Annotated in this window: 11 protein-coding genes; 3 read left to right on the top strand and 8 right to left on the bottom strand. The window is 48.7% G+C overall.

Annotated features, from left to right (window positions below):
* Positions 1-7: 7 nt before the first annotated feature.
* Entirely contained in the window at positions 8-1,378 is a 1,371-nt protein-coding gene (locus QXT02_RS01000) for an anthranilate synthase component I family protein (protein WP_342811459.1), read from the top strand.
* 64 nt (positions 1,379-1,442) lie between these two features.
* Here the strand turns inward: QXT02_RS01000 and prf1 are convergent, their stop codons facing one another.
* The gene (gene prf1, locus QXT02_RS00995) at positions 1,443-2,699 is read right to left on the bottom strand and encodes a peptide chain release factor aRF-1 (RefSeq protein ID WP_342811458.1); all 1,257 of its coding nucleotides are present in this window, start codon (positions 2,697-2,699) and stop codon (positions 1,443-1,445) included.
* A 67-nt stretch (positions 2,700-2,766) separates the two neighbouring features.
* Here prf1 and pyrH point away from each other — a divergent pair, with 67 nt between their 5' ends.
* Positions 2,767-3,462, top strand: coding sequence for a UMP kinase (pyrH, locus tag QXT02_RS00990; RefSeq protein WP_342811457.1), 696 nt, complete (start codon positions 2,767-2,769; stop codon positions 3,460-3,462).
* Entirely contained in the window at positions 3,456-3,653 is a 198-nt protein-coding gene (locus QXT02_RS00985) for a DUF2116 family Zn-ribbon domain-containing protein (protein ID WP_342811456.1), read from the top strand. Before pyrH ends, QXT02_RS00985 begins: the two co-directional genes overlap by 7 nt.
* Here QXT02_RS00985 and QXT02_RS00980 read toward each other — a convergent pair.
* The 7 genes from QXT02_RS00980 to QXT02_RS00950 all read right to left on the bottom strand — a co-directional run bounded on the left by QXT02_RS00980 (position 3,633) and on the right by QXT02_RS00950 (position 11,493).
* The gene (locus QXT02_RS00980; protein WP_342811455.1) at positions 3,633-6,320 is read right to left on the bottom strand and encodes a valine--tRNA ligase; all 2,688 of its coding nucleotides are present in this window, start codon (positions 6,318-6,320) and stop codon (positions 3,633-3,635) included. The genes QXT02_RS00985 and QXT02_RS00980 overlap by 21 nt on opposite strands.
* 244 nt (positions 6,321-6,564) lie before the next feature.
* The gene (locus QXT02_RS00975; RefSeq protein WP_342811454.1) at positions 6,565-7,887 is read right to left on the bottom strand and encodes an aspartate aminotransferase family protein; all 1,323 of its coding nucleotides are present in this window, start codon (positions 7,885-7,887) and stop codon (positions 6,565-6,567) included.
* Between the two features lie 88 nt (positions 7,888-7,975).
* On the bottom strand, positions 7,976-8,827 hold the full coding sequence (locus QXT02_RS00970; protein WP_342811453.1) for an MBL fold metallo-hydrolase: 852 nt from the start codon (positions 8,825-8,827) through the stop codon (positions 7,976-7,978).
* A gap of 79 nt (positions 8,828-8,906) precedes the next feature.
* The gene (locus tag QXT02_RS00965; protein WP_342811452.1) at positions 8,907-9,134 is read right to left on the bottom strand and encodes an Lrp/AsnC ligand binding domain-containing protein; all 228 of its coding nucleotides are present in this window, start codon (positions 9,132-9,134) and stop codon (positions 8,907-8,909) included.
* A gap of 53 nt (positions 9,135-9,187) precedes the next feature.
* Complete coding sequence (locus QXT02_RS00960) at positions 9,188-9,907, bottom strand: ATP-binding cassette domain-containing protein (protein WP_342811451.1); 720 nt, start codon at positions 9,905-9,907, stop codon at positions 9,188-9,190.
* A complete protein-coding gene (locus QXT02_RS00955; protein WP_342811450.1) occupies positions 9,908-10,543 on the bottom strand; it encodes an ABC transporter permease in 636 nt (211 codons plus the stop codon). It abuts the gene before it with no gap.
* Complete coding sequence (locus QXT02_RS00950; RefSeq protein ID WP_342811449.1) at positions 10,540-11,493, bottom strand: substrate-binding domain-containing protein; 954 nt, start codon at positions 11,491-11,493, stop codon at positions 10,540-10,542. Before QXT02_RS00950 ends, QXT02_RS00955 begins: the two co-directional genes overlap by 4 nt.
* Positions 11,494-11,549: the final 56 nt, after the last annotated feature.

Below are 11,549 nucleotides of genomic sequence, written 5' to 3'. Positions count from 1 at the left end.
TGATCTGTTGGTTAAGCACTTGCCGGGTCTGCGGAACTTCATCAAGCTTTCAAAAAGATACAGCGTGATTCCGGTTAGTACAAAAATCGAGGTAAAGCATGATCCGATTTTGGCCCTCTCATCCATGCGAGGCCCATCGTTTGCTTTTGAGAGAGACGGAACTTCGATATTTGGCTCAGCCGATGAAGCCCTAGTTTTTGGACGAGGTCCAGAACACACTCCCTTCGAAATAATTTCACGACAACTGAGGGAAGAGATCGCTCCACCTTCGAAGACCTTCAGCGGCGGTTTGGTTGGATATATCGGATACGATTCTGCGAGATTGATGTTTGATCTGGAATGGAAGGAGCCTGACCCCATGGGGCTTCCGAACTCCATTCTTTTAAAGGTGAGCAAGTTCTATGAAGTTAGAAGAGGGGCCCTAAAGGCAGTATACTGCGCAAGGTTGGATGATGAGCCGGCGAGAGTTTATCGTAATGCAGTTGAGGAATTGGAGTCAATGCTGAGACTGCCCGAGCCTAAGGATTTAAGGAAACCCCATCTATCCAAGGTGTCTGCGAACGTTAAAAGGGCGGAGTACATGGACATGGTCGATGAGGCTAAAGTGCGTATTTCTCGAGGAGAAATTAGTCAGGCCATTATCTCAAGGAGGATATCCTGCGCCTCGGTTGATCCATTTGCCACCTACCTAAAACTAAGAGAAATCAACCCCTGTCCCTATATTTTCTATTTACGCACGAGTGATGCGTGTGTTTTGGGTTCTTCGCCGGAGAATTTCTTGACCCTACGTGGAGATTATGCGGAAAGTCGTCCGGTCGCTTCGACTAGGAGACGAGGAACTGACCACGCAGAGGACAAAAGGTTGGAACTTGAACTGAGGAAAAGCCGCAAAGAGAGGTCTGAACACGCAATGTTGCTGGAGGAATGTGTGGCTGAGTTCAAATCCGTGTGCAGTGAAGTAAAAGTACATGAAAGGCTAAGAGTCAAAAAGTTTCCGTTTTTTCAGCACCTGGTTTCGAGGATTAGCGGGAGACTGAAGGATAAATTTAACTTGGTGAGGGCCACATTCCCTTCGGCGACGATAGCGGGAGTCCCCAAGCGAAAGGCGATGGAAGTGATAGATGAGATCGAACCGGACGCTAGAGGCCCCTATGCAGGTTCATTCGGCTACTTGAGCAATTCCGGGTGTCTAGATATGGGGATAATGGTCAGATCGATCTTGGTCAAGGGAAAGATGGCTTACGTCCCGGTTGGGGCTGGAATAGTTTCCCAGTCCTCGGCTGAAGCTGAATATCAGGAGACCTTTTATAAGTCACGAGCTCAGTTACTGGCCCTTGGTGCGGGTCAAGAGGAAATGAAATGGCTGGCGGAAATTTAAGCCAAAGCAATCGAACCATGCGGATAAAAAATTTTTATTTGTTCTGAGTTTCAGTTGATTTTTTCTACTGGGCCGATTTGAACCTTAGGATTGCTGCAAGCCCTTTGAAAGCGGTTAGAAGCTGTTTGCCCTCATCTGTTTCGGTGGAGATGAATTCAATTTTAGTGTTGAATTTTTCGGCTAGCTCCATCAGTTCTTGGACCACGTCTCTGCTTTCAACCACGACAAGCTTGTTTTCCCCGCATTTGGGACAGCTTTTATCAGATAGCTGTTTTTGATAATGGTCCAGATTATCGACGATTTCGTGAAAGGTTTCCCCACAAGCTTGACATTTTGTCGTCACCCGGAGCTTTCTCAGCCCCTCGGAGATCAGCAACAGCTCCACGGCGCCCTGCTCCAGCGCGCGCCTTATTTCGCTTTCCCCATAGGCAGCGAGACCCTTCCCGGCGACCAGTTCTTCCATGAACTTCTGCATCACTGATTTTTCTTTCAGTATCTCTAAATCGGCCAAAATTTCACCTGCTTTGTTCACCAGTTCCTTGATGCCCTGTTCGTCGGTGTAGCCCGTGTCCAAAACACCGGCGATTTTCTTTTGCACGGATTCATGGAGAAGCCCGCTGTTAAGGAAATCCTCCTTGGTCGGTCCCGGACCGCCAACTATAATTGCACGCAGGTCGGGAATTTGGGAAAAGATCTCGTTGGCGGCTTCCGCGACCCTCTTGGCATATTCATGGGCCGCTATCTCTATTAGCCGTTCAAAGCGCCTTGATGACTGTCCTCCCTTACTGTGCTTTCCCGGGACAGCCGAGGTCAGCTTTCTCAGTATCTCCACATGTTTGCCCCGAAGGGTGGCGAATGTGGTTTCCCTTCTATCCATGACGAAGAGCCCAATTGTTTCCTTGATTTGTAGCATCTCCTTGAGTGGCTCCAACACGAACGCTTGGTCGCACCGGTACATCCTAACAGTTACGGGCTCGGGAGGTTCTATCCAGTAGAGCTGGATATCGGCGACATCGTCCCTACCCGCGACATTGCCGCAGAAGATTGCCATCCCGTGCGGCGGTGGTTTTTTGTTGTTTTCCATATAGGTTCTAAGAAACTGGATGATTCTCTCTAGGGCCGCCAGCACGTTTTTGCGCGTGGTTTTGGACTTGATGTTGGAAGCGGTGCCCTGCTCGTCCCTCAGCTGCTGCATGACCTTGGCTAGGTCTGTGTCTGGGGTGATGTAGACGGAGATCAGCTCCGTGCCTCGCCCCCGCTTGCCCTCCAGTTCTTCCAGCATCCTCTTGAACTGGTATAGGGATTTACTGTCTGCCGGCATTTGGCTCGCCTGGATAATTTTTAACCGCGAACATTAATAGTATGGGGTAAAAAAGAGTGATGGTTCGATGAGGGTAACGATCTGCTTCGGTGGCTCGATCTTAGTTCCCGGTACACCTGATTTGGCCTGCATCAGGGATATCGTTAAGACGGTCCGTGAGCTTAGGTCTCAAAATCACGAGGTATTGATTGTGGTTGGAGGCGGGGAATTGGCCCGGTCGTATATAAGTGCGGCGCAGGAACTAGGCATTCCGGGGATTGATCAGGATCAGATAGGGATAGCGGCCACCAGGTTGAACGCCCAGCTTTTGATCGCAGCCTTGGGTGAAATTGCTGAGCCAGCGCCAGTTACTGTTTTTGAGAAGGCGGTGCGAGCCATCTTCAGGAACAAAGTGCCTGTAATGGGAGGGACGACTCCTGGGCAGACCACTGACGCAGTGGCCGCGATGCTTGCCCAAGTCAGCAAGTCCGAGATTTTAGTTTTCTTTACTAACGTCGATGGTGTTTATACGGCTGACCCCAAGGTAGATCCCAAGGCCAAGAAGTTGGACCGACTCACCCCGGATGAACTGGCAAAGCTGGTTGGTTCAGCCGAGTACAAGCCAGGAATGAAATCGGTCATGGATCCTGTGGCGGTCAAGCTCATCCAGAGGTCCAACATCAAGACGCTTATTCTGGGCAGACATGAAATAACACGTTTACCGGAAATCTTAAATGGTGCCAAGCACACCGGAACTGTAATAGCTAGGGTGAGCAAGTGGTAGAGGATCACAAGCACTGCGTAGTCTGTGGAAAACCGACTGACCCAGACAAGACGGTTTGTTCGCTTTCCTGCGAGGAGATATTGAACCGACAGCAGAGGAGCATGAAAAGGTCGAGATTGATAATGCTGGTAATCTTTGCTATACTCTTTATCTTCATCATAGTTAGTTCACTACTTTCCAAACCCACCTAGTGGCAGGAGCAGCGTCAGCGCCGGTTCGGTTAAATCAATAACCTCAACCCGATGACCCTTTCTAACCGTTTCTTTGGTTATCTTGAGTTCGTCTACAGTCAGCTCGATAACTTTGTTTGGCATTGGTATGGTGATCTTTCCTTTTTGTAGCTGTTCCGATAGCTCTTTGGGATTAGTCTCGCGCAGGGCTTCGGTGACGGCTTTTAAATCGCCGCGCAGACGTGATCCCAGCTTGGCGAAGTTGGGCTCAACCGAGATCAGACGTTCCTCCAGTTCAGGTTTTTCAGACAGTATTTTAATTTCCTTCACCTGCATCGTTCCTGCAATATCTCCAACGATTTCCTCGAGTTGTTTGCGCAGCTTCTGATCAGGAGTGTAAATTATCAGTTCCGGTATCGCGGTGTTGAGCGCTAGCTTCCTCGCTGATTTAAACTGTCTCAGTGCGCTGACTACCTTGTTGGCGATTTTTCCAAGCTCCTCAGCTAACCTATCGATGGCAGACTCATCTGGTTCGGGCCACTTGGTGAGATGGATGCTGGACTGTTTTTCCATGGCGGAAAAAAAAGTCTGGTAAACTTCCTCAGCGAAATGAGGGACGAACGGGGCCAGCATTTTTATCGTTGTCATTATGACGTGGCCGAGGGTGAAGGCGGCCCCACTTGATGTTTGATCTTTTCCATATAGCCTGTACTTTACCTCTTCAATGTACATATCGCAGAGTTCGTGCCAGACAAAATTGTGTAGTTCGCCTAAAGCCCGGTTGAACTGAAAGTCCTCGAGCCATCCGGTGACATCCTTGATCAGCCTATTCACCCGGCTTAGCAGCCAGCGGTCGACCGGACGCAGTTTGACACTGTTTTTGTCTTGCCGAAGAATTTCGGGCTTTAGGTAAGGGCTGGCGAACCTGATGGCGTTCCAGAATTTTCTCAAGAAGCGATAGCTGAACTCAACATCTTTCCAGCTGAAAGGTATGTCGGCACCCGTGGATGCCCCAATTGCCGCCCATTGTCGCAGGGCGTCAGCGCCGTATTTATCACGTGCCTTGCTGCTATCCACATAATTTCCCAGTGACTTGTGCATGGCCCGGCCGTCGGTACCTAGAACCATGCCGTTGATCATCACCGTCTTATAGGGTGCCTTGTTGAGAAGGGCCAGATGACGAACCATTAGATAGTAGTCCCAAGTTCGGATAATGTCAGTCCCGTTCGGTTGAAGGTCTGCGGGGAAGAGCCTTGGGTCGAGATCGGGCCAGCCGGCATGGACAGCTATGGTGATTGAACTGTCCATCCATGTGTCGAGGACATCCTGTTCAGGTTCAAATTTTTGTCCACCGCAGTTGGGGCACTGGTTAACGGGCGGCGGATCTTTAACCGGGTTCACCGGCAGTTGCTTTTCCTCAGCCACTATCGGTTGTCGGCAGCTGGTGCAATACCAAGCCGGGATAGGTGTCGCAAAGATCCTCTGCCTCGAGATTACCCAATCCCAGTCCATTGATTTTACCCAGTCGATGAATCTAGTGAGCATATGTTCTGGGACCCATCGGATCTTTTTCGCTTCCTCGATGACACGGTCGTTCAGGGCGAGCACGCGCATGAACCACTGCGGCTTGCTCACGATTTCAACCGGTGTCTTGCAGCGCCAGCAGACGCCAACGGCATGGGGAAATTCCTCCTGTTTTTCTATTAGCCCCGACTCTCTCAGGTCCTTCACAATCGACCTACGGGCCTCCTCAATCGCCATCCCAGAGTATTTTCCTGAGGCTTCAGTCATCCTGCCCCTTTCGTCGATCAGTTTGATGACAGGCAGTTTGTAACGCTTCACCCACTTCACGTCGGTCTTGTCTCCAAAGGTACAGATCATTACCACTCCCGTGCCGAAATGAGGGTCAACCTCCTTATCCTCGATGATTTTCACCAAATTTCCTAGCGGCGGGACTTCGAGCTTTTCCCCCACATATTTTTGATATCTTTTGTCATCGGGATGAACGGCCACAGCTACGCAAGCGGGCAAATATTCCGGTCTGGTGGTGGCGATGGTCAAAGTTTCTTTTTCATCGGGTACTCTGAACTTGATGTAATGGAGGGTGGTTTTTTTCTCCTGATATTCAACCTCGGCGTCGGCTATGGCAGTTTCACAGCGCGGGCACCAGTTGACCGGATGCTCTCCTCTGTAAATTAGTCCCTTTTTGTAAAGTTGGACGAAAGAGAGTTGGGTCTTGCCGTAGTAGCTGGGATCCATGGTGCGGTACTCAGTGGTCCAGTCAATGGAAAAGCCAAAGGAATTCATCTCTTCCTTCATGTGAGCAATGTTCTCCGTGGTCAACTTCACACAGAGTTCTCGGAACTTCTCCGCCGGAAGATCCCCCTTTCTGATTCCATACTTTTTCTCCACTTGGACTTCAGTAGGCAGTCCATGACAGTCCCAGCCCTGTGGAAAAAGGACGTTAAAGCCGCGCATCCGCTTATATCTGGCCACGATGTCGAAGTAGGTCCAGTTCAGCGCCGTGCCCATGTGAAACTCCCCGCTCGGATAGGGCGGCGGGGTATCGATGACATAGGTTGGTGCTTGGAGGTCATCGCGCTTGAAGCGGTGAACACCTAATTTTTCCCAGTATTTTTGCCACTTTGGTTCAACTTTCAATGGATCATAGTCCTTCGGTATTTCCATAAGACCATCCTCTTAGGGTGTTCCTTCAACACCTTTTCAATCTGTTGATATAAAACAACCGTTAATGGTTTCTGATCTCATGAATTCGCTAATAGCGTTTGTTGGACAGTTTATTGTTTTTTACGGTCATTTTTTACGAAAGCGATAAGATGCCGAATAATGGTCGGGCGACCGGGAACCATGAAGTTAAAAATCAGATTCCCGGCGTCTTGATCCCGAATAGTCGCGTTTGGTCTATACTAAATCAGATGGCTTTGAGAGAGTCCTCCACGGCTTTTAACGTTTTTTCCACATCGCTATCGCTATGAACCGTGGACAGATGCCAGTCAGGATAGCTGTTAAACACCCCCCTGTGGAGCAGCTCAACCCTGAATTTTTCTCCCCTTTCTGGAGCCGATGCCATCGCTTTGGACCATGCACGGTAGTTGTTGATTTCATCAGCCGACATTTCTGTGAAACAGGTGACAAACTGGCAGGGCAGTCCTTTGACAATTGCTTTCACATTCAGTTCCTCGAATATTTCTCTAATCCCTTTCATGAGCCTTTCTCCGACCCGGTACATGTGTTTATAAGCCTTTCCGCCGTCCTTTTCCAGCACCTCGATGTTTGCGATGGCCCCAGCTAGAGACAGCGGGTTAGCGTTATAGGTACCCATGGCCGGAACCTTACCTTGGGAGATCAGCTCGACCACTTCCTTTTTACCGCCGTAGGCGCTTATTGGCAGGCCGCCACCCATGGCCTTTGAACAAACGAAGAGATCCGGCGTCACCTTGAGGTATCCTTGGGCACCGCCTAGCCCAACTCGGAACATGGTCTTCACCTCATCGAAAATCAGGAGCACATTGTATTTTTCCGTCAGCTCTCTAACCGCTTTCATGTAACCCTCTTTGGGAAGGATTCCATGCCCTAATTCAATGGGTTCCATAATAACGCCTGCAACTTCCTTTCCCTGCTTTTTGAGCGTTTTTTCTAGAACTTCCTCGTTATTCCAAGGCAGAACGATGATGTTTTCTAGTACGCTCTTTGGCTGGCAGAGCGGCGCGGCGAGCACGGGTTCCGGTGATTCTTCTGGTCCTCTCGGTGGGCTGAAGGCAGAAATATTGATGTCATCGAACCACCCATGATAGTGCCCCTCGAACTTTATGATCTTGGTCTTGCCTGTGTAGGCCCTTGCCAGTCTGATCGCCGTGTGGACGGCTTCGGAGCCCGAGCTGTGAAATCCGACCATCTCCGCGCAGGGCACATGTTTTATGAGTTTTTCACAAAGAGTAAGTTCAAGTTCATTGTTTATTCCATACATGGTGCCCTTTTCAAGCTGTTTTTTAATCGCCTCAACTATGGCGGGATGAGCATGACCATTTATCAGCGGTCCATAGTCCAAATAATAATCGATGTATTCATTTCCATCAACGTCGTAGATCTTGGAGCCCTTTCCCCTCTCCATATAAATCGTGGTGCCGTCAACAGTTATCACTTTCAATCTTTGGGTACTTCCAGTTCCGCCAGCTTGGATTTTTTTAGACTTTTCACAAAGTTTGCGGGATCTTTCAAGTTCTAGTCCACTCATATATTCACCATTCCCCCTTCAGTTTAGTTTATAAAAGATTTTGTGTTTATATGGATTTTTCGAAATGGCCTATTCTATGCTTTTTTGGTTATTCGGCTCCAACAAAGTTTTCCAACTTTGGTCTAGCAAACTCATCTAAGGTCGGCTGCTTTTTTGGCCTAGTTATTTTGATTTTATCATTCATATCGACACGTAGACCCACCTGTCCTGGGATGGTTTCTACTCCAGTTTCAGATTTTATCCTCTCCGCTTCCGATTGTGGCTCGTGTTTTAGAAACATCATACCCATATGAATCATCACGGCTAGCTCAGGCTTAACTTCGGTGAGAATTTTTATGAGGTCTTCAGAGCACAAGTGCCAAGGTATCCTCATCGACAGTGGGCGCGTCACGTTGGCGATGAGAATCCTAATCCCATCGTAGTATCTGGCAATCTCTTCGAAGTACTGGGTGTCGCTGGTATAACCAATTGCCCCGTCGTCCGTGTGGAAGATGATGCCGAACGTGGTGGGGTCGCTGTGCTTCGCAGGCACCGCTTCTAACTCGAGGTCGTTCAGCTGAATTTTTTCCCCGTTATTAGGGATTAACAGTTTTTCCGGTTTTCTTTGGTGGTATCTTGACACAGCAGGGCCATAGTCGCCGACACCGTCGATGACACTCCGGCTACAGATCAGTGATCCTCTCTTCTTTGTCGAGTGCTTCGTCATAGCTTCAATCAGTACCTCAGTGTCGGTATAATGGTCAGGGTGACAGTGTGTGACGACGATGCCATCCAGGTCTAATGGGCTCAGTCCATACTGATGGGTGAGCAGGAGTGCGCCGGGACCAGGGTCAACATGCACTTTTACCCCTGTATGGATCCTGAATCCACCTGTTTTGAAGTACTGGCCGACCATCTGGAATCTTCCGCCACCGGAGCCAAGGAAGACAACTGTGACCATATTACCTGCTCCAGTTTTTTGTCGAAGGAAAGCTAATCTTGACTGGATCGGCCGGCATCGGTCTCATTGTCCGGTTAATTTAGGCCACTATCAGTGAGGTCTCAGTGTATTTTACTCCTGGTAGTGACTGTATCTTACCGACGATGGTTTCACCGAGTGCCTTTAAATCTGCGGCTTCGATCCTGGCCACGATATCGAACCTTCCCGTGGTTGCGAAGGCCACTTGGACACCTTGAATCTTCTTGACGGCATCCAACAACTTAAGCGCCTTGCCTGGCTCGGTTCTTATATACACCAACGCCTGCATATTTCGCCTCTGATTTAGCTTTCATTTTTCTGGTTAAAAGGGTGAGGAATAATTTAAAAGAACTCCCCTCGAACGAACTTTCTAATTATTTCGTTTCTGGGTTTGGTGAAGATATTTTTCGGTTTGTCGACATCAATAATCATACCGTTGAGTATACAACCGACTCTGTCGGAAAGCCTTTTGGCTTGGAAAATGTTGTGTGTGGCGACCACAACCGTGCTTCTTCCGCGCAACTGCCTGATGATTTTTTCAACAATGGTGGCGCTGGTTGGATCGAGATTTGCAGTTGGTTCGTCTAGAAGCAGCAGTTCCGGGTTTAAGACTAGGGCCCTAGCTAGGACAACTCGCTGTTGTTCGCCTCCGGATAATTTTTTTGCCATTCGATGGGCGAAGTTTTTTAACATTACCGAGTCAAGGGCAGCTTCTACCCGATCGGCAATTTCATCCTCCGTTAAACCCCTCAGCTTCAACCCGTAAGCAACGTTTTCAAAAACAGTATCATTTAACAGTATAGGTCTTTGAAAGACCATGGTTATTTTTTTCCTGAGGAAGGGCGTGTTTGAGCTATCCACAGATTGTCCTTGGTAGATGAGTTTCCCCGATGACGGTTTGTCTAACAGGGCCAGGATTCTCAGCAAAGTTGTCTTGCCCGCGCCGTTGGGACCAATTATCGTCAAAATTTCGCCGCTTTTAACATCTAAACTTATGCCCCGTAGCGCCATTATACCGTCGTATTTTCGAGTTATCTTCTCCAGTTTTACGTGGGCGCTCAACTAATCCCCCCTAAAGTGGTTGGCGATCAGTGTTAGTGTAAAGACGATGATCAAAAGCACCACGGTAGCCTCAATTGAAAGAACTACCTCACCGCGGTTCACACCTAAGGCGATTTGAGTAGTCATCACCCTAGTAAGACCTTGGATATTTCCTCCCAGCATAAGGGCTATGCCAAGCTCAGCGATGGCTCGGTTAAAAGCGGAAACCCCGGCTAGGACGCCGCCTTTTTTAGCTTCCCTCAAAACGGTGAGAGAAGCCTGACGTTCAGTTGCGCCCAGCGTTCTGGCTAAGTCTCTAATTCTTGGTTCCACGGATTCGATGGCGTTGGTGAGCAGACTGACCAGAATGGGTGTTATCAGCGCGGCTTGTCCGATTATAATTGCTGTTGGTGTGTAGAGAATACCAAGGGCTCCTAAAACACCCCGGCGCGAGAAGATCATGTAAAGAAAAAGCCCAAGAGCGACTGTTGGTATACCCAGCATGGCGTTGAAGAAGCTGATGATTACGTTTCTCCCCCTGAATCTTTTAAGACCTAAAGCTAGCGAAATCGGCAGACTCCACAGTAGAGAGAGAAGTAAAGCGGTCCCTGAAATCCATATCGACCGAAGAACGATATCCAAAAGCTGCTGGTTCATTGGTACAGTTCCTCCTGCCCTAACCTGAATTCCGGTGGGCATTCGCTGTTGTCAATAAATGCATAGTCCCGTATCCAACCAGCAATTGGGTCGGAGGTATTTCTGAGAATTGGTACGGCTGGCAGGAAAAGCGAAGTCCCATACTCTTCCATCCCAAATTCTTCGATTAGTGCTTGCCCAGCGTCGGAAACCAGAAATTTTATTAGATTTAAAACCTCGTCGAAGTTTACTCTGGGATTTCTTTTTGGGTTAACAGCCATAACGCTGTAGACGTTGAGCAGCTCCTCGCCACTTTTGATGATGATGCCCAAATTCGTTATTCCTTCATTCTGATATCTGAGGTAGGTTCCAGTGTCTGTTAAAGTGTAAGCTCTTTTTTCGCTAGCAATTCCCAGCGTTTGTCCCATTCCAGAACCTGATTCTATATACCAGGATTGGCCATAGGGCTCTATTCCAGCTTTTTCCCAGAGTATTTTTTCCTTGAGGTGGGTCCCTGAGTTGTCCCCCCTTGAGACCCAAGTTACCTTTAGTGCGGCTATTTTGGTGAGAGCCTCAATAGTAGGAAGGCCCTCGATGTTGGCGGGATCGTCAGGCGGACCAACGATGATGAAAAAATTGTAGGCGATAATTTTCCTTCCCCCAACCACCCCATCCTTCAAAAATTTGTTTTCCAAGGCAGGGGAGTGTGTCAGGACAACATCGACATCACCGTTTTTCGCCAGTTCCAGAGCTTGGCCGGTTCCTGACGCGATGAAGTCAAGCTTGATGTGGTAAAGTTCAAAATAGCGCTCCGCAATGAAGTCCAATAACCCTGCGTCGTAAAGGCTGGTAGTCGTAGAGACAATCAATCTGTCTTGGCCTCGATATGCGCCGAGGGAGAGCGAAAGGGTAAGGGCAATTGCGATCAATACCGCCGGCAGTAGGTTGAATTTCACTTCAAATCCCAGCAATATTAAACACAGTAGTTTAATAAATTTTATTTGGTTAAACGTTGTAGATTAACTAA

Origin of the sequence: Hadarchaeum sp. (SeqCode), from assembly GCF_038871235.1 — an archaeon.
Classification (GTDB): domain Archaea; phylum Hadarchaeota; class Hadarchaeia; order Hadarchaeales; family Hadarchaeaceae; genus Hadarchaeum.
This window is presented reverse-complemented; position numbering and strand designations above follow the sequence as displayed.